The organism is Streptomyces sp. 2-1, assembly GCF_048564895.1.
Classification (GTDB): domain Bacteria; phylum Actinomycetota; class Actinomycetes; order Streptomycetales; family Streptomycetaceae; genus Streptomyces; species Streptomyces phaeochromogenes.
Window position 1 is genome coordinate 1,364,778 of record NZ_CP183383.1, and the last position, 16,890, is coordinate 1,381,667.

General features: G+C 70.2%; 17 protein-coding genes. 6 read left to right on the top strand and 11 right to left on the bottom strand.

Going from position 1 to position 16,890, the window contains the following annotated elements:
- Positions 1-85 precede the first annotated feature (85 nt).
- The 7 genes from ACN20J_RS06165 to ACN20J_RS06195 all read right to left on the bottom strand — a co-directional run bounded on the left by ACN20J_RS06165 (position 86) and on the right by ACN20J_RS06195 (position 6,742).
- Positions 86-868, bottom strand: a complete 783-nt coding sequence (locus ACN20J_RS06165) for a pectate lyase (protein ID WP_419665441.1) — start codon at positions 866-868, stop codon at positions 86-88.
- Positions 869-915: 47 nt separating this feature from the next.
- Complete coding sequence (locus ACN20J_RS06170) at positions 916-1,908, bottom strand: pectate lyase family protein (protein WP_419665442.1); 993 nt, start codon at positions 1,906-1,908, stop codon at positions 916-918.
- Between the two features lie 314 nt (positions 1,909-2,222).
- Positions 2,223-3,272: an amidohydrolase family protein gene (locus ACN20J_RS06175; RefSeq protein WP_419665443.1), complete on the bottom strand. Its 1,050-nt coding sequence runs from the start codon at positions 3,270-3,272 to the stop codon at positions 2,223-2,225.
- Positions 3,269-4,306: a 4-hydroxy-2-oxovalerate aldolase gene (gene dmpG, locus ACN20J_RS06180; RefSeq protein WP_419665444.1), complete on the bottom strand. Its 1,038-nt coding sequence runs from the start codon at positions 4,304-4,306 to the stop codon at positions 3,269-3,271. Before dmpG ends, ACN20J_RS06175 begins: the two co-directional genes overlap by 4 nt.
- On the bottom strand, positions 4,303-5,295 hold the full coding sequence (locus ACN20J_RS06185; RefSeq protein ID WP_419665445.1) for an acetaldehyde dehydrogenase (acetylating): 993 nt from the start codon (positions 5,293-5,295) through the stop codon (positions 4,303-4,305). The genes dmpG and ACN20J_RS06185 overlap by 4 nt, the downstream gene beginning before the upstream one ends.
- 29 nt (positions 5,296-5,324) lie before the next feature.
- Positions 5,325-6,113, bottom strand: a complete 789-nt coding sequence (locus ACN20J_RS06190) for a 2-keto-4-pentenoate hydratase (RefSeq protein WP_362298316.1) — start codon at positions 6,111-6,113, stop codon at positions 5,325-5,327.
- Positions 6,110-6,742: a TetR/AcrR family transcriptional regulator gene (locus tag ACN20J_RS06195; protein ID WP_361916149.1), complete on the bottom strand. Its 633-nt coding sequence runs from the start codon at positions 6,740-6,742 to the stop codon at positions 6,110-6,112. The genes ACN20J_RS06190 and ACN20J_RS06195 overlap by 4 nt, the downstream gene beginning before the upstream one ends.
- Positions 6,743-6,882: 140 nt before the next feature.
- Between ACN20J_RS06195 and ACN20J_RS06200 the strand changes: the two genes are divergently transcribed.
- From ACN20J_RS06200 to ACN20J_RS06215, 4 genes are all read left to right on the top strand, one after another.
- Positions 6,883-8,484: a bifunctional 3-(3-hydroxy-phenyl)propionate/3-hydroxycinnamic acid hydroxylase gene (locus ACN20J_RS06200; RefSeq protein WP_419665446.1), complete on the top strand. Its 1,602-nt coding sequence runs from the start codon at positions 6,883-6,885 to the stop codon at positions 8,482-8,484.
- 75 nt (positions 8,485-8,559) lie between these two features.
- On the top strand, positions 8,560-9,432 hold the full coding sequence (locus tag ACN20J_RS06205; protein WP_361999433.1) for an alpha/beta fold hydrolase: 873 nt from the start codon (positions 8,560-8,562) through the stop codon (positions 9,430-9,432).
- Positions 9,429-10,442: a VOC family protein gene (locus tag ACN20J_RS06210; RefSeq protein WP_419665447.1), complete on the top strand. Its 1,014-nt coding sequence runs from the start codon at positions 9,429-9,431 to the stop codon at positions 10,440-10,442. Before ACN20J_RS06205 ends, ACN20J_RS06210 begins: the two co-directional genes overlap by 4 nt.
- A gap of 114 nt (positions 10,443-10,556) precedes the next feature.
- Entirely contained in the window at positions 10,557-11,072 is a 516-nt protein-coding gene (locus ACN20J_RS06215; RefSeq protein WP_419665448.1) for a DUF6174 domain-containing protein, read from the top strand.
- A 327-nt stretch (positions 11,073-11,399) separates the two neighbouring features.
- Here ACN20J_RS06215 and ACN20J_RS06220 read toward each other — a convergent pair whose 3' ends face one another.
- From ACN20J_RS06220 to ACN20J_RS06235, 4 genes are all read right to left on the bottom strand, one after another.
- Positions 11,400-11,939, bottom strand: coding sequence for a hypothetical protein (locus tag ACN20J_RS06220; protein WP_419665449.1), 540 nt, complete (start codon positions 11,937-11,939; stop codon positions 11,400-11,402).
- Positions 11,940-12,158: 219 nt separating this feature from the next.
- Positions 12,159-12,800, bottom strand: coding sequence for a DUF305 domain-containing protein (locus tag ACN20J_RS06225; protein ID WP_419665450.1), 642 nt, complete (start codon positions 12,798-12,800; stop codon positions 12,159-12,161).
- 85 nt (positions 12,801-12,885) lie between these two features.
- Positions 12,886-13,314 (bottom strand): DUF6153 family protein, encoded by a 429-nt coding sequence (locus ACN20J_RS06230; protein ID WP_364182414.1) that lies wholly within the window; start codon positions 13,312-13,314, stop codon positions 12,886-12,888.
- 205 nt (positions 13,315-13,519) lie between these two features.
- Positions 13,520-14,818: a DUF418 domain-containing protein gene (locus tag ACN20J_RS06235; protein ID WP_419665451.1), complete on the bottom strand. Its 1,299-nt coding sequence runs from the start codon at positions 14,816-14,818 to the stop codon at positions 13,520-13,522.
- Positions 14,819-14,993: 175 nt separating this feature from the next.
- On the opposite strand from ACN20J_RS06235, the gene ACN20J_RS06240 reads away from it, so the two are divergent.
- Both ACN20J_RS06240 and ACN20J_RS06245 read left to right on the top strand, forming a co-directional pair.
- A complete protein-coding gene (locus ACN20J_RS06240; protein WP_361916168.1) occupies positions 14,994-15,659 on the top strand; it encodes a response regulator transcription factor in 666 nt (221 codons plus the stop codon).
- A 110-nt stretch (positions 15,660-15,769) separates the two neighbouring features.
- The gene (locus ACN20J_RS06245) at positions 15,770-16,858 is read left to right on the top strand and encodes a sensor histidine kinase (protein WP_419668838.1); all 1,089 of its coding nucleotides are present in this window, start codon (positions 15,770-15,772) and stop codon (positions 16,856-16,858) included.
- The last annotated feature ends 32 nt before the right edge of the window (positions 16,859-16,890 follow it).

Consider the following 16,890-nt stretch of genomic DNA (forward strand, 5'->3'; position numbering starts at 1 on the left):
GGAAGTTCGTCCGACCGCCGGGCCCTGACTCACCCGTACCGGTTCACCCGGATCGGCTCACCCGGGTCAAGTCACCCGTCACGGCCTACCTGTAGGCGATGTCCGAGGCGGCGTACAGGCAGTTGGTGCTGTCGGGGCCCGTACCCACCGCGGTGTTGTTGTTGTACTTCTGGCAGGGGATGACCTTTCGGCTGGAGTCGTTCAGGATCGTGATGCCCCGCAGTGTCGCCACGTCGTTGCGGTTGACGTTGATGCCGACGAGCCGGGCGGTGGATCCCGTGCCGGTCACCTCGATGTTGCTGAGGTTCACCTTGCGCGTGTACTGGGTGGAGCAGTCGCCGCAGGACCGGTACAGCGTCTTGAACTCGCTGACGGCGAAGTTGGAGATGTTCAGGGTGCCGGGCCCGTTGTGCTGGAAAACCTTGTCGGCCGCCTTCTTGGCGCCGCCGCCGGTCACGGTGTACGTCGAGCCGCCGCGGAAGGTGGCGGCGTCCTCGCCGACGTCCTCCCACCACACGTTCTGCAGGGTGCAGTTGCCCTCGCAGTGGATGCCGTCGGCGCCGGGCGCGCCGATGATGACGTTCTTGAGGGTCGCGCCGGCGGCGAGCTTGAAGATCGGGTCCTGGCCCTCCTCCTGGCCGTCACCGGCCAGGTCGCCGCTGCCGTAGTACCGCACCATGCCGCCGTCCCTGACACCCGAGACGGAGATGGTCGAACTCACGCCCTGGCTGCTGGACGGCGTCGGCCAGGTGGCGGCACTCGCCGGCGGCGCTCCTACTGTCGTGATCATGACAGACGATAGGCCGAGTGCGGTCAGGGTGCCGGTCAGTGCGCGCCGACGGGCGCGCGGGATCGCTGGAGAAGTCATGTCCCTGTGCCTTCTTCCGGTTGTGGGGGTCGGTCTGTGGGGGTCGGTCAGAGCTTTCCGGCGCCCGCGCCGCTCGTCACCGAGGCGACGACGGAGGAGGCGGGCTCGGCGCTGTAGCCGTACGGAGCGGAGGTGAAGGAGCCGACCCGCGAGACCTCGGTGGCGGCTCCGCCCAGGTCGTTGCCGCGCAGGTTGGCGTACCCGTCCACGTCGCTGCTGCGGTTCGTCGTGACCGCGATCTTCGTCGTACGGAAGACGTTGTTCTCGACGAGCATCTGGGCGCCCATGCGCGAGTGCACGGCGGTGTCGGCACCCTCGACGTAGTTGTCGTAGAAGTGCCCGGTGCCGAAGCGCAGGCTGGGGATGCGCGAGTAGACGTTGCTGAAGTGGTTGTGGTGGTACGTGATCTTCAGGTGCCCGGTGTCCTCGCTCGCGTTGTTGTCGCTGTGACCGGCGAGCGAGCCCTTGAAGTGGTCCTTGAAGGTGTTCCAGGACACGGTGACGTTGTCGGAGCCGTGATTGATGTCGAGCAGACCGTCGTAGTAGTCCTTGTCGTGGTCGCGGTCCGCCGAGAAGGAGTTGTGGTCGATCCAGACCTTCGTGGACTTCTGCACGGTGACGCCGTCGGAGGGCGCGAGCGGCTTGCTGATGTTGAGGTTGCGGATGACGACGTTCGTCACTTCCTTCAGCCGCAGCCCGCCGCCGGTGAACCCGGACGACGAACCGACGCCCAGGACCGTGGTGTTGGACCCGATGTCGACCTGACCTGTGAGCGAGATCAGCCCGCTGACCCGGACGACCTTGGCGGTGTTGCCGGTGACGGCCGTCTTGAACGCGGCGAGCGTGGAGACGGTGACGGCACTCGCACCGCCGCCGCCCGTGGTGCCGGCGCCGAAGCCGATGGGGGAGGTTTCGGCGGCACCCGCGGACTGCGGCAGAGCGACGGCGGTGGTGATGGCGAGAGCGGCTGCCGCGACCGCGGAGACGACGAGTCTCCTCGGACGGGAGCGTGGGGGGAGCGGTGGGGGGAGAGTACGCATGCGGGTGCGTCCCTTCGAGAGCGTCCATTTTTCAGATACGTGAACGACGTTCACCATTTGGATCGCCTTGCGGACGCAGCGCCCCCGCGCGGGGCTCGCGGCGACATCCTGGAGAGTGCACGTCCCCAGGCCATGACGCCTCCGGCATCTGGCATCTCATATACGAGATGCCAGCGGCGGGTCACGCTGCTGAACGGGAAACGTAAGGGGCAAGCGCTTTCTAGTCAACGCTTCGCGCAGAACGCATCCGGCCAACTCCCGTATCGGGCAACGTCGTGCTGCTCAAGTCGTGCTGCTCGATGGGGACGCGTGTCTCAACCGGTGCCGGGCTGGACGAGTTTGAAGAGAAGGCGGGCGACGGCCCGTTGGGCGGATTGCCTCAGGCGCGTCGGGGCCGGGCGGGCCGCGATCGGTGCGGCGGCGGTGCCGGCCAGGCGCGGGAAGAGGGCTTCGGCGTTGGTTCGGTTGACGGCCCGGAGAACGGCGGGGTCCACACCGCTGTCGAGGCCGTTGGCGAAGTACTGGCCCGCGACGGCGGGGGCGAACGGCCAGTCGCTGCCGAACAGGACATGTCCCGGACGGGCGAAGGCGAGCAGCGTGGGCAGGGCGGCGGGGCTGGAGGACAGTGCGGTGTCGTAGTAGAAGCCGCGGAAGTCGTCCAGCACGTCCAGGGGGCTGCGCCCGGTGTCGGCCGCGATGGCGGTGGCCATGCGATGGGAGGCGTAGGGCACGAAGCCGCCCGCGTGGCTGAGGACGAACCGGATGCGCGGGTGGCGCCGGACGACTCCGTTGCGTACGAGGAGGTAGGCGGCCCGGGCCGTGTCCAGCAGGAAGTCGGCGGCGAACGGGGGAATGCCCTCGACGGCGGGGGCCGGGAGGTCGGCCGGGTGGACGAAGACGACGGCACCCCGGTCGTTCAGCGTCTGCCACAGTGCGTCCTGGCCGTCCGCGCCGAGGTAGACGCCCTGGTTGTTGGCCAGGAGGGTGACTCCGTCGGCACCCAGGTCGTCCAGGGCCCGGCGGGCCTCGGTCGCGGAGGCGGCGGTGTCGGGCATGGGCAAGGTGGCGAAGTGACCGAAGCGGGAGGGGTGTTCTGCGGCGAGGGACGCGGAGAAGTCGTTGAGCCGTCGCGCCAGGTCGGCGGCCTCCTGCGGATCGGTGAGGAAGGCGGTGCCCGGGGTGGACACGGACACGATCGCCGTGTCGGTGCCCAGCAGGTCCATCACCTCCAGGGCCGCTTCAGGGCTCCAGTCCGGCAGGGCACGGCCGCCGGCCTCGGCGATGCCCGAACCGACGAGACGGTCCCGGTAGAAGGAGGGGACGACGTGCTGGTGGACGTCGATGCGGCCCGCGGCGGCGGTCATGAGCTGGACTCCAAGGCCTCTCGTGCCTCTCGGGCGGTGAGCAGGTCGAGTGCCACGTCGGTGATCATGTCTTCCTGGCCGCCGACCATCCCCCGCCGTCCGACCTCGACGAGCAGACTTCGGGCGTCGATGCCGTAGCGCGCCGAAGCCGCCTCGGCATGGCGCAGGAAGCTGGAGTACACACCGGCGTAGCCGAGCGTGAGCGTCTCGCGGTCGACCTGGACGGGGCGGTCCTGCAGCGGTCGTACGAGGTCGTCGGCGGCGTCCTGGAGGGCGAACAGGTCGCAGCCGTGCTCGAATCCGAGTCTGTCGGCGGCAGCGACGAACACCTCCAGCGGGGCGTTGCCGGCGCCCGCGCCCATCCCGGCGAGGGAGGCGTCCACGCGGTGGGCCCCGTGCTCGACGGCTGCGATCGAGTTCGCCACCCCGAGGGAGAGGTTGTGGTGGGCGTGGATGCCGATCTCAGTGGTTGGGTCCAGGACTTGGCGCAGGGCGTCGACGCGTTCGGTGACGTCCCTCATGACCATGGCGCCGCCCGAGTCGACGACGTACACGCAGGTTGCGCCGTAGCTCTCCATCAACTTGGCCTGGGTGGCCAGCTTCTGAGGATCCGCCATATGACTCATCATCAGGAAGCCGACGGTGTCCATGCCCAACTCCCGCGCGGCCGCGATGTGCTGGGCCGAGATGTCGGCCTCGGTGCAGTGCGTGGCCACGCGGACGACGGACGCCCCCGCGCTGTGGGCGTCGCGCAGGTCGTGCACGGAACCGATGCCCGGCAGCAGCAGGGTGGCGACCCGCGCGCGGGTGACGGCGGAGGCGACGGCCTCGATCCACTCCAGGTCGGTGTGCGCACCGAAGCCGTAGACGCAGGATGAGCCCGCCAGGCCGTCGCCGTGCGCGACCTCGATGGAGTCGACGCCGGCCGCGTCCAGGGCGGTGGCGATGGCGACGGCCTGGTCGACCGTGTACTGGTGGCGGACGGCGTGCATGCCGTCCCGCAGGGTGACGTCACTGATGTAGAGGCGGTTCATCGGAGGGCTCCCGCGGTGGTCTGCGCGTCCTGAGCCCGGAGGGCGTGCTGGGCGTGCTGGGCGATCCGCTCCGCGGCGGCGACGGCCGCGGAGGTCATGATGTCGAGGTTTCCGGCGTACGCGGGCAAGTAGTCGGCGGCGCCGGTGACTTCGAGCATCACCGTCACCTTGGTGCCGGTGAATTCGCCCGTCTGCGGAATGTGCAGGGGGTTGTCCGGGCCGTACGTGTCGAACTGGACCCGCTGCTTGAGCCGGTAGCCGGGCACATATGCGTGCACCTTCTCCGCCATGGCCAGGACACTGTTCTCGATGGCGGTGTGGTCGCAGTCGCCCTCGACGAGGCAGTACACGGTGTTGCGCATCAGCAGCGGCGGTTCGGCCGGGTTGAGGACGATCACCGCTTTGCTGCGCCGGGCGCCTGCCACTTCGCGGAGCGCTCGTGACGTGGTCTCGGTGAACTCGTCGATGTTGGCGCGGGTGCCGGGCCCGGCCGATCTGGCGGCTATGGAGGAGACGATCTCCGCGTACGCGACGGGGGCGACCTGCGCGACGGCGGCGGCGATCGGAACGGTGGCCTGTCCGCCGCAGGTGACCATGTTCAGGTTCGGGGCGTCGAGGTGGGCGTCCAGGTTCACCACGGGCACGCAGTACGGGCCGACGGCGGCCGGCGTCAGATCGAGGACCCGTACGCCGGTGGGCTCCAGCTTGGCCCAGTTCGCCCGGTGGGCGGTGGCGGAGGTGGCGTCGAAGACGAGCTTGATGTCCGCGAACTCGGGCAGGGCCAGGAGTCCGTCGACGCCGTCGGCGGTGGTGGCCATGCCCAGGCGCGCGGCGCGGGCCAGGCCGTCGGAGGCGGGGTCGATGCCGACCATCGCTCCCATCGTGAGCGCGCCGGAACCGCGCAGGATCTTGATCATCAGGTCGGTGCCGATGTTGCCGGAGCCGATGACGGCGACCGGCCAGGGTGCAGCTGCAGGCGCAGTGGGCATGAAGGGGGTGCTCCTTGGGGCGGAAGTCCTCAGACGAAGGTCACCGACACCGGGCCGAGAGCGCTGAAGCGGGCCTCGATCCGTTGGCCGGCGCTGACGAAGGGGGCGGTGGTCATGGTGCCGGGGAGCACCACGTGTCCTGGCTCCAGTGCGGTACCGAAGGCGGCGAGCGTGTTGGCCAGCCACGCGACGGCGGCGGCCGGATGCCCCAGCACCTCCTTGCCGCTGCCCGTCGCGACGACCTCGCCGTCCACGAGCAGCTCGGCGGTGATGGTGGCGAGGTCGGGTGCGTCGGCCAGGGGTGTCCAGGGGCCGCAGACCAGGCCGGCCGCGCTGGCGTTGTCGGCGACCGTGTCGGCGAGGGTGATCTTCCAGTCGCGGATCCGGCTGTCGACGATCTCCAGGGCCGGGGCGACCGCCTCGGTGGCCTCCAGGACGTCCTCGACGGTGACGTCGGGGCCGCGCAGGGGCCGGGCGAGGCGGAAGCAGATCTCCGGTTCGATGCGCGGCTGGCAGTAACGGGCCGCGGGCACCGTGCCGCCGTCGCGGTGGACCATGTCGTCCAGGAGGTGGCCGAAGTCGGGCTCGTCCACTCCGAGCAGCTGCTGCATCGCGGCCGCGGTCAGGCCGACCTTGTGGCCGACGACGGTGGCTCCGGCGGACAGGCGCCGGGCGATGTTGCCCTGCTGGACCGCGTAGGCGTCGGCCACTTCCAGGCCTGGCAGCAGGTCCGAGAGCGGGTCGATCGGCGCGACGCGCCGTTCTGCCTCGCGCAGGAGCCGACAGGCTTCCTCATGCTGCGGTCCGGTCAGGGTCATGCCTTGCTCCTCGATGCCATGCGCGTCGCCGCGTCGTGGACCAGCTGTGCGTGCAGTTCGAACAGCGCCACCAGGTCGACGGCCTCGCCGTTGATCTCCCGGTGCACGAACAGGCCGTCTGCCCCGGCGACGGCGTAGGTGGTGAGGGTGCGTACGGACTCGTCGTCCAGGTCCGGGAACAGGGTCCCGGCCACTTCGGCGACCTTCTGGGCGGCGATGTCACGGACCTGGAGGAACACCGTGCGACCCCGGGGTTCCACGGGCCGCCGCTCCAGGGCGAGCATCAGGCCGAGGCGCAGGAAGTCCGGCGCGTCGACCAGCGACCTCGCCACGTTCGCCGCCATGACCGTGACCCGCTCCAGCGATGTGCCGGTCCCCTCCAGCGGCAGTTCGACGGCCGCCAGCCAGGTCTCGAAGCTGCGCTCGATGACCGCGGCGATCAGGTCGTCCTTGTCCTTGAAGTGCCAGTAGATCGAGCTGGCGGGCAGCCCGCACTTGGCGCTGACGGCCGCGATGGACGTGCCCTCGTAGCCGCGCTCGCCCGCGATCTCCACCGTGGCGTCGAGGATGCGCTGCCTCGACTCCACCCCGTTCGCACGCTTCCTGCGCGCCGTCTGCGGCTTGGTCATGAAGTGCGCCCTTCCTTGTCGTCCCGACACTTGACCGTCTCCTGCACCCACCTTACCGTAGCGGTCATTCCAATTGGAGTAAACGCTACAGCAACGAGTTCGCAACACATCGCGAACAGGGACGACAGCGAGGTGGCCCGGTGAACGGAGTCAGTGGCGAGAGCAACGACTACGACGTGGCGGTGATCGGCTACGGGCCCACGGGCGTGACCGCGGCGAACCTGCTGGGCGCGATGGGCCTGCGGGTCGTCGTGCTGGAACGCGACGCCGAGATCTACACCCGGGCCAGGGCCATCTCCACCGACGAGGAGGTCATGCGGATCTGGCAGCGCGTCGGCCTGGCCGAGCGGCTGGCGCAGGACATGCTGACCGAGCGGCCCCTCGACTTCGTCGACGCCCGAGGCCGCCCCTTCCTCTCCGCGCACCCGACCCCGCGCGGCCACGGGCACCCGCCACAACTGTTCATCTACCAGCCCGCGTTGGAGCGGGTCCTGCGCGACGGGGTCACCCGCCACCCGAACGTCGAGGTGCTGCTGCGGCACGAGTGCCTGCGGCTGCGCCAGTCCGCAGACGGGGCCGGGGCAGGCGTCGAACTGACGGTGGTCGGCACGGCCGACGACTCCGTGCACCGGCTGCGCGCCTCGTATGTGATCGCGGCCGACGGCGGCTCCAGCCTGATCCGTTCGCAGCTGAACGTCGGCTACGAGGGGCGCACGTACGAGGACCGCTGGGTGGTGATCGACACCGAGATGATCAAGCCGTGGCCGGACCACGACCGGCTGCGCTTCCACTGCGACCCGGCGCGGCCCGCCGTGGACTGCCCCACCCCGCTCGGCCACCACCGCTGGGAGTTCCCGATCCTGCCGGGCGACGACGAGACGTACCTGACGACCGACGAGGCGGTGTACGCGCTCGTGGCCAGGTACGGAATCAGCCGGGACAGCATCAGGATCCTGCGGGCCACCGTCTACAGCCACCATGTGCGATTCGCCGCGCGATTCCGGGTGGGCCGGGTCTTCCTGGCCGGTGACGCCGCCCATGCGATGCCGCCGTGGATCGGCCAGGGCATGGCAGCCGGGGTGCGCGACGCGGCCAACCTGTGCTGGAAACTCGACGCCGTCCTGCGCGGCGAACTCCCCGAGTCCGTGCTCGACAGCTACGAGGCCGAACGGAAACCGCACGTCAGGGAAGTCACAAGACGCGCGGTGTTCGTCGGGCGGATCATCACCGAGCGGCGCCGGCCCGTGGCCGCGGTGCGCGACTCCGGACTGCGGGTCCTCAACCGCGTGCCGGGCTTCGGCAACTGGTTGCAGGACTCGAAGTGGATACCCGTCGCCCGCTACGCCACCGGCCTCCAGGCCCGCCCCCGCACCAAGGCCTCCGGCCTCCAGATCCCCCAGCCCTGGGTGACCGGGCCCGACGGAGTGCGCGTACGGCTGGACGACGTGCTCGGCAACCGCTGGCTGCTCCTGCACTCCGGATCGGTCACGCCCCAGCCCGCGTGGGACCGACCGGGGGTCCCCTCGGTCACCGTCACGCCCGCCGGATCCCGGCCGGCCGAGGGCACCCTCGTCGACAGCGACGGCGTCCTGCTGCCCTGGCTGGCCCGACACCGCGCGGCCACGCTCGCCCTGCGGCCGGACGCCTACGTCTACGCGGCCGCTCCCGCGGGTTCCCAACTCCCGCCGCCCCCAGACGGATTCACCCCCGCGGCGCGCCCGACCGTGACCACCACCCAGTGATCCACCCCCAGCAACCCTGCCCCCCCCAGCGATCCCTCCAATGATCCGCCCAGTGATCCAGTCAGTGAGGACACCATGACCACACAGACCGAGTTGCCGTCGATGCGCGAGTCCCTGCTCGACATCGCGGGCAAGAAGATCTTCGTCGCCGAGACCGGTGACGGCCCGCCCCTGCTGCTCCTGCACGGCGGCGGCCCCGGCGCCTCCGGAGTCTCCAACTACAGGCGCAACATCGGGGCCCTGGCCGAGAAGTACCGGGTCATCGTCCCCGACCTGCCCGGTTACGGACGCAGCACCAAAGGCATGGACGCAGCCGATCCGTTCGGGTACCTCGCTGACCACATCCGCGGAGTCATGGACGAACTCGGCCTGGAGCGCGCCCACTTGGTCGGCAACTCCTACGGCGGTGCCTGTGCGCTGCGCCTCGCGCTGGACACGCCCGGCCGGGTCGACCGCATGGTGCTCATGGGGCCCGGCGGTATCGGCACCACCCGCTCGCTCCCGACAGCGGGCCTGAACAACCTGCTCAACTACTACGGCGGCGACGGCCCTTCCCGGCTGAAGCTGGAGACGTTCATCCGCCAGTATCTGGTTTTCAACGCCGCCGACGTCCCGGACTCGGCGATCGACGAGCGCTACCGGGCCAGCATCGACCCCGAGGTCGTCGCCGCCCCGCCGTTGCGCCGTCCGTCGGGCCGGAACGCGCTGCGCACGCTGTGGAAGATGGACTTCACCCGCGACCGGCGCCTGGACCGCCTCCCCGTGCCCACCCTGGTGCTGTGGGGCGCCAAGGACCTGGTCAACCGGCCCGGCGGTGGGCGCATGCTGGCCGACCGCATGCCCGACTGCGACCTGTACGTGGTCGCCAACACGGGTCACTGGGTGCAGTTCGAGCGGGCCGAGCTCTTCAACCGGATGTGCGCCGAGTTCCTGGCGGGCCGACGATGAACACGCCTGGGAACGCGTCCGTGTTCGGTGCCGTCCACCTCGGCTACATCGTCATCGAGACCAACCGCTTCACCGACTGGCGCCGCTTCGGCACCGACGCCATCGGCATGCACCACGACGCCCTCGACACGGACTTGATGCGTTTCCGCCTCGACGACCAGGAGTGCCGCTTCCTGCTCCGGCGCGGCCCGGCCGAGGATGTCGTCGCCACCGGCTGGCACGTCGACGACGAGGTCACCTTCGAACGGATCGAGGCACGCATATACGCCCACGGCGTTCCCATGGCCCACGGCACCCCCGACGAAGCCGCCCTGCGCGGCGTCGAGCGACTGCTGCGCTTTCCCGGCCCCAAGGGCATCACCCAGGAGATCTATACGAACCCGCTGAAGTCGGCGGACCCGCTGCGCATGCGGGCCTCCGGGTTCGTCACAGGTGACTCGGGGATGGGGCATGTCGCGATCACGTCCGCCAAACCGGCCCAGCTCCGGGGCTACTTCAACACGGTCTTCGACGCCCGCCTGACCGACTGCATCGACGAGACCATCAACGGCGTCAAGCTCAAGATCCGCTTCCTGCGTGTCAACGAGCGCCACCACTCCATCGCCGTCGCCGCCGTCCGGGGCCTGCCCGTCGACCCGGTCCGCACCCGCGTCCAGCACCTCAACATCCAGGCGGCCACCCTCGACGACGTCGCCCAGAGCTACCGGCGCGTGGGCGAACTCGGCTTCGACATGGCCCTGTCCGTCGGCCAGCACACCAACGACAGAGAGCTGTCCTACTACGCCCGTACGCCCTCGGGCTTCGAGTGGGAGGTGGGCTGGAACCCCCTCGTCGTCGACGAGACCACCTGGGAGCCCAGCACCCACCAGGGCATCAGCATCTGGGGCCACACCCCCGTCGGCGGGACCATCGTCGACAAACTCGACCAGTTCCGGCTCGCCGCCCGCTCGCTGGCCCACCGGGAGGACACCGTCCCGGCCCTTAGCGGTACGGGCATCCCTGACAGCTGATTCCGGGCCGTCGCCCTTTGGAGGTCCCGGTCGGTCGTCTGCGACATGGGCGTTGCCCCCGAACGTTCCGGGGCTGGTCGGCGTCATAGCGGTAGCCGTCCCGAGGGAGCCACCATGACCGACGTGCGCATGACCACCGTTCACTCCAGTCGTCGTCTTGTGTCCGTCGCCGGGCTGGTCGGAAGGCTGTTGTGGGCGACCGTCGCCTGCGGCACGGAGTCGCCCTCGGGATCCGGATCCGCGCAGGCGGGCAGCCCCGAGCCCGCCACGCCCCCGAGCGGGACAACCTGGAAGGAGCCCGGCTCGTACGTCTACACACTCAAGTCGAGTGAAGGGGAACGGAGTCTGATCGGCACCTTCCGGGTGACCGTCCGCGACGGCAAGGTGGCGGAGGCCGTCGGTCTCGACGCGGACAGCCGGCGGGTGGTGCGGCAGTTGCCCGGTGAAGTGCCCACCATCGGCGAGCTGTTGGAAGAGTTGGAGCAGGCGCGGCGTGACAACGCCGACACGGCCGAGGCGGAGTACGCGTCCGACGGTCACCCGGAGAGGATCTCGCTGGACTGGGACAAGGACGCGGTCGACGACGAAGCCCTGTATGTCATCAGCGCCTACGCACCGACCGGCGGTTAGCGCGCCGATCTCTTCAACTCCGAGGAACCCAAGGGCTCCGGCAGCTCCCGTGCCTCCGAGGGCTTCGAGTCGGCAGGAGACCTGCCGCATCTCGCACGGCTCAGCGAGCTGGAACCCGACTCCCCCGACACGCTGTTCACGTTCTCCCTGGACATCCTCGTCGAGGGCATCGCGGCCCGCGCGGCACACCCCGGGGAGTGAAGGGCCGACCGACCGGACGCGGCCGCGAGCCCAGGTCAACGTGAAACGACCCCTCACGGCCGCGGCCGTGAGGGGTCGTTCGGTGACGAGAACAGGTGCGGGGCTGCCGCCAGGACGGGAGCGCCGCTATGACGAGCTCGGCTCCGGCTCGGGCCCGTACTTCGGCGAACTCTTCGACGGACTCGGGGAGGGCTGCGTCGCGTGCATGGCCTCCAGGTCCTGGATCGTGCCGCCGACCTTCTTGCGCAGCGGGCCGAGCATGTTCGGCTTCGCGCTGATGGCCCAGCGCGGGCCGACGAGGTACTTGCCCCCGTAGATGGCGGCGCTGTCCAGCCAGGTCAGCTTGTACTTCTCCTCGGGAAAGGTCGTGATGAGGTAGTCGCCCTCGGGGGTGTGGCAGACGCCTTCGCGGAGTTCGTCCGCGTCGGTTCGTATCTTGACCTTGCAGCCGGTGAGGTTGGCGATCACCTCGACCTTCGCCGGCGCCACGACGGCGGCCATGGCGGCGGTCGATGGCTTGCTGTCCCCCTCGGCCTTGTCGTCGCCCCCGCCGCTGCAGGCAGTGACCAGGGGAAGAAGGGCGAGGCCGCCGATCAGGGCGGCGCGGCGCACCCCGCAGGCGGTGAAAGTGCGGCCGGTCCGTCCTCGCTGTGGCTGCTGTGACACGTACCTCTCCGAATCCGGGCTGTTCCCGTCCGCGCGAGCGGCCAGGTGTACGACAAGGGGTACGGGTGAACGCAGGCGGCCGTTCACCCGTACCCGACTGAAGGTTGCGTTCCGAACGACGAGATCACCAGATGGCCGGGGACGGGTGCGGGAACGCCTGCCGCCCGAGTGGGCCGACGGGGTTCTCGCCCCGTCGATCCACCTCATCCTGATGAGACGTCAGCTCTTGCCGAGCATCTTGTTCATCTGCTTGATCTCGGCGGTCTGGGCCGTCACGACGGCGTCCGCGAGCTTCGTGGCGGGGCCGTACTTGCCGTCGGCCTTCTCGGTCTCGGCCATCTCGACGGCGCCCTCGTGATGCTCGACCATCATCGTGAGGAACATGGTGTCGAACTCGGCGCCGGACGCCTTCTCCAGCTTGTCCATGTCCTTGCCGCTCATCATGCCGGGCATAGCGGACGACATGTCGTGGCCCATGGCGCCGGACATCTCCTGGGGCACGTCCTCGCCCCACGAGGTGAGCCAGCCGGACATGGTTTTGATCTCCGGGTCCTGCGCTCCCTTGACCTTGGTGGCCAGGTCCTTGACCTCCTGCGAGGAGGCACGGTCGGCTGCCAGTTCGGCCATGTCGACGGCCTGGCGGTGGTGCTGGATCATCTCCTTGGAGAAGTCGACGTCCGCGTCGTTGTGGTCGCCGGCCTTGGCCGAGGCGGTCGCGGTGGGGCTGGAGTCGGACTCCATGGACCCCATGTCGTGTCCTCCGCTGCCGCTGTCACTGCCGCAGGCGGCGAGGACGAGTGCGGCGGCTCCCGCGGTGACAGAGAGGGCGGTACGGCGGACGAGTGCGCGTTGCGCGGTCATGGTGGAACTCCTGGGATGGGAGAGAAGAAGGGCATGCCTGAGCGCGACGCCGCGCCGGGTGGCGTGCGACGCCTCGCGGGCCGCTCTAGATCCGCAGGAGTTGGAGTTCGGAGAGTGAGGGCGGCGCCCGGCCGCCGTCGGGACCACTGCCGGTCGAGTCCGTGCCGGCCCGTGGCACTGCGGCGCAGGCCGCCACGTCGGGCAGCAGCACCGGCACCATCGCGGGCGAACCGGCGACCGACGCGGACGCGCACGTCGGATCCGCGTGCTGGACATGGCCCGTGCAGCCGCCTTCGCCGTGATCGCACGCGTCCGGCATCGACGCCACTACGCTCATGGGCGCGGCCACCGGCATCGGGTCATGACCGGAGCCCATGGGAAGCGGCCCCAGGCCGTGCATACCGACCAGGCCAAGGAGCAGCGCGCTCACGAGCAGCCCGGCGAAACGCGACGTCGATCGCGGTCGAACGAGCTGTCCGAGGCGGTTCACCGCCTCGTCGCGGGCACTGGCCATGGGTCCCTTGCGTCTCGGGTGCCACCGGAGTGGATACGAGGGGATGATACCTACCCGGGGTATTGCGCCGCGCCGAGGGGGGTCCATGTCCGGCCGACTCACCTGGCGGACACCCTCCTCCACCCCGCGGGCCTGCCCCGCGCCATGCCCCATGCCCTGCCGCCCGGTCGGGCCGGGCGGCAGGGCATTCGCTGGGCTCCGGCCGTCACTTGATATGGCGGGTGACGCGTGTGGTGGCGTGGAGCAGGTACTCCAGTGGGCCGCGGCGGAACCGTCGTGTCCAGACGGCCGCCAGCAGCATGGCAGTCGCGATGAAGGCGAACAGTGCGACCAGGGCCGGGCCGGTCTCGTCCTCCATGCCGACCACGTAAATGGCGAGGATGTGCAGGACGTAGGCCGTCAGCGAGATCATGCCGACCGCGGCGACGGGCGTGGCCAGACGCGTGACGCGGGGCATCCGGGCCGTGACGGCGACGCACGCGGCCACCACGAGGAGCGCGGCGCCCGTGTTGCCGAGGATGGAGAAGGTCGTCTGGCTGTGCGGCGCGGCCACCAACAGCCAGGCGGCCGGGGTGCCGTCCGTGATGTAGCCGACGGTGTCGGACCACCAGGCCGAGGCCCCCGAGTCCCCGTCCGTGGCGGCGGCGACGGTGGCGTGCGCGTGCGGGACGAGGCGCAGGGCGAGCCAGGAGCCGCCGTAGCCGAGGACGGCCAACCCGCTGCCGGCCAGGGCGAGTCGGGCACGGACCCTGGCCCGGCCGAGGTCGAGCCGGGCCACCACCATGCCGACGATCATGAACGGCATCCAGGTGAGTACCGGGTACTCGCCGCTGAACAGCAGCTCGACGAGACCGTCCGTGTCGCTGATCCGCGCCAGCGGGTCCCGGCCGATGACGGTGTCGGACCAGTCCCCGTTGTCGATCGACTGGCGGATCACGTACAGGACTTGGGGCATGACAAGCGCGCTCGCGGCGCCGATGGCCGCGAGCGTGCGGACCCGCAGCCGGTACAGCGGGAGCACGGCGAGGAAGGTCAGTCCGTAGAACGCGAGGATCACGTCGACGTCGGTGTCCAGTGCGGTCAGGGCGAAGCCCAGCGCGACCAGGACCACAGAGCGGATGAGGATCCTGCCCACGGCCTGCCGTCCGGTCCGACCGGTGCGGGGGTGCGGGCAGCCGGTGATGAGGACGAGCGAGAAGCCCGCGAGCAGGGCGAAGAGCGCGGAGGAACGCCCGCGCGCCAGCTCCAGGACGAAGCCCAGCGGCCCGCCCACCGACGGGTCCGGGCCGACATGGGCCGCGTACATGCCGAAGACCGCGAGTCCGCGGGCCAGGTCGATGCCTATCAGCCGTCCCGTCGACGGCGCGGAAGCGGTGCTGGGAGTGGCGGTGGGACTGGCGGTGGGATTGGCCGTACTGGTGCGAGTGCTGGTGGGAGTGCTGCCTCGTTCCGAGGCAGGCGCCGGGGTGATAGCCGTTGAGACCGATGGCGCGTCGTGTGTCATGCGTTTCAGGATCGGGCGTGTGCGGGCTCCGACCCATCCGGCAGGTGGCCGGAGTTGCCCCGCCGACCGGCCGGAGCCGCCCCCGTCGCCCGGCGCGCGCCGACGCGAAGGAACCGGCTGAGGCTCCTGGGCGTCGTAGGAGTCCGTTGGCGGCTCCGGGGCGAGGGGAGCGCAGGTGATCCGGGTACTGGTGGTCGACGACGAGGCTCTGATCCGTACGGGATTCCGGCACATCCTCGACTCCGCGGACGGGATCGAGGTCGTGGCGGCGGTCCCCGGCGGCCAAGCCGTCCACTCGGCGCGGGAGTTGCGTCCCGACGTCGTCCTGCTCGACATCCGGATGCCGGACGTGGACGGGCTCACCGTCCTGGCCGACCTGCGCCGGTTGCCGCAGCCGCCCACGGTGGCCATGCTCACGACGTTCGACATGGACGAGTACGTGGCGACGGCACTGCGCTCGGGAGCGGCCGGGTTCCTGCTCAAGGACACCGATCCCGTTCAGCTGCCGCTGCTGGTACGCAGTTTGGCCGACGGCGGTGTCGTCCTGTCGTCCCGGGTCACCCGGACCGTGGTCGACGGGTATCTGGACAACGGCCCCCACGAGGCTGCCGCCCGCTGCGTGGCCCAGCTGACCGAACGCGAGCGTGCCGTCCTCGTCCTCATCGCCGAGGGACTGTCCAACACCGGTATCGGGGCGCGGATGCATCTGAGCATCGGCACGGTGAAGGACCATGTGAGCGCGGTCCTCGCCAAGTTGGAGGTGGGCAGCCGCGTCCAGGCGGCCCTGCTCGCCGAACGCGCGGGCCTGCTCAGGCCATCGCGGGACCCGGAGGACGGATGAAGCCCCTCGCGGGACTCGCAGGACTCAGAGGATTCGCGGGACTCAAGGGCCTCAAGGAACTCACGGGACCGGAAGCGAGGTTGAGGCACCGCCGTGTGCCCGCCCCGCTCATGGACGCCCTGCTCGTCGCGGTGTCCCTGCTGGACGTCTGGATCCACTACGACGGCGAGGAGCGGCTGCGCATGGCCTGTGCGCTGCTCGCCGCGTTCTCTCTCGTACTCCGTCGCCGTCTGCCGTTGCTGACCTTCTTGCTCGCGCTGCCGGCCACCCTGGTAAGTGACGCGGTGCTCGCCACTCTGATCGCGCTGTACACCCTCGCCTCCCTCAGCCGTCGTCGCGTCCTGCTGGCCCTGTGCGCGCTGGCGTTCGCGGCGTGTGACATCACGTGGTGGTCGTGGCCGTCACCGGAGTTCGCCGATCTTTCGGACTCCTCCGACCTGCTCACGGTCACCTACAGCCTGGCCACCGCGGTCGCGCCGGTCTTCCTCGGCCAGCTCGTCCAGACCGGACGCGAACTGTCCCTGCGGCTCTCCGAGATATCCGAGGCGCGGGAGCACGAACGCCGGCTGCTGGCCCAGAGCGTGCTGGCGAAGGAACGCGCGCAGCTCGCACGGGAGATGCACGACGTGGTCTCCCATCAGGTCAGTCTGATCGCCGTACGGGCCGGAGTGCTCCAGGTGGGCACACGGGACCCGGAGGCGAGAGAAGCGGCGGCCACGATCCGGCGGCTCAGCGTGCAGACACTCGACGAACTGCGGCACATGGTCGGCGTCCTGCGCGCCTCGGGAAGCCGACCCACGGAGCTGACTCCGCAGCCGTCCCTGGCGGACCTCCAGCGGCTGGTCGACACCAGCGGCATCGAGGCCGCGCTGCGCACGGACCTGCCCGACGACCTGCCGCCGACCGTCCAGCGCGCCGTCTACCGCACGGTCCAGGAGGCGCTGACCAACGTACGCAAGCACGCCCCCGGGGCCACCGCCACGATCCATGTCCATCACGCGGACGACACCGTCCACGCCACCGTCACCAACGCCTCCCCCACCCGTCCCGCGCTCCCCCTGCCCGGCGCCCACCACGGCCTCGTCGGCCTGCGCCAGCGGGCCGAACTCCTCGGCGGCACCGTCACGTCCGGCCCCACGGCCGACGGCGGATACGAACTCCGGTTACGCCTCCCGGTCCAGGACCAGGACACGCCATGAGGTCAGGGCCGTCGCCAGGCAGCGCTGGTCAG

What these genes read in the sequence shown, in the direction of transcription:
- ACN20J_RS06170 (WP_419665442.1), bottom strand. Translation starts at nt 1,908, where the DNA reads ATGCGTACTCTCCCCCCACCGCTCCCCCCACGCTCCCGTCCGAGGAGA.
- ACN20J_RS06185 (WP_419665445.1), bottom strand. Translation starts at nt 5,295, where the DNA reads ATGCCCACTGCGCCTGCAGCTGCACCCTGGCCGGTCGCCGTCATCGGC.
- ACN20J_RS06205 (WP_361999433.1), top strand. Translation starts at nt 8,560, where the DNA reads ATGACCACACAGACCGAGTTGCCGTCGATGCGCGAGTCCCTGCTCGAC.
- dmpG (WP_419665444.1), bottom strand. Translation starts at nt 4,306, where the DNA reads ATGAACCGCCTCTACATCAGTGACGTCACCCTGCGGGACGGCATGCAC.
- ACN20J_RS06165 (WP_419665441.1), bottom strand. Translation starts at nt 868, where the DNA reads ATGACTTCTCCAGCGATCCCGCGCGCCCGTCGGCGCGCACTGACCGGC.
- ACN20J_RS06175 (WP_419665443.1), bottom strand. Translation starts at nt 3,272, where the DNA reads ATGACCGCCGCCGCGGGCCGCATCGACGTCCACCAGCACGTCGTCCCC.
- ACN20J_RS06190 (WP_362298316.1), bottom strand. Translation starts at nt 6,113, where the DNA reads ATGACCCTGACCGGACCGCAGCATGAGGAAGCCTGTCGGCTCCTGCGC.
- ACN20J_RS06235 (WP_419665451.1), bottom strand. Translation starts at nt 14,818, where the DNA reads ATGACACACGACGCGCCATCGGTCTCAACGGCTATCACCCCGGCGCCT.
- ACN20J_RS06195 (WP_361916149.1), bottom strand. Translation starts at nt 6,742, where the DNA reads ATGACCAAGCCGCAGACGGCGCGCAGGAAGCGTGCGAACGGGGTGGAG.
- ACN20J_RS06210 (WP_419665447.1), top strand. Translation starts at nt 9,429, where the DNA reads ATGAACACGCCTGGGAACGCGTCCGTGTTCGGTGCCGTCCACCTCGGC.
- ACN20J_RS06245 (WP_419668838.1), top strand. Translation starts at nt 15,770, where the DNA reads ATGGACGCCCTGCTCGTCGCGGTGTCCCTGCTGGACGTCTGGATCCAC.
- ACN20J_RS06225 (WP_419665450.1), bottom strand. Translation starts at nt 12,800, where the DNA reads ATGACCGCGCAACGCGCACTCGTCCGCCGTACCGCCCTCTCTGTCACC.
- ACN20J_RS06215 (WP_419665448.1), top strand. Translation starts at nt 10,557, where the DNA reads ATGACCGACGTGCGCATGACCACCGTTCACTCCAGTCGTCGTCTTGTG.
- ACN20J_RS06230 (WP_364182414.1), bottom strand. Translation starts at nt 13,314, where the DNA reads ATGGCCAGTGCCCGCGACGAGGCGGTGAACCGCCTCGGACAGCTCGTT.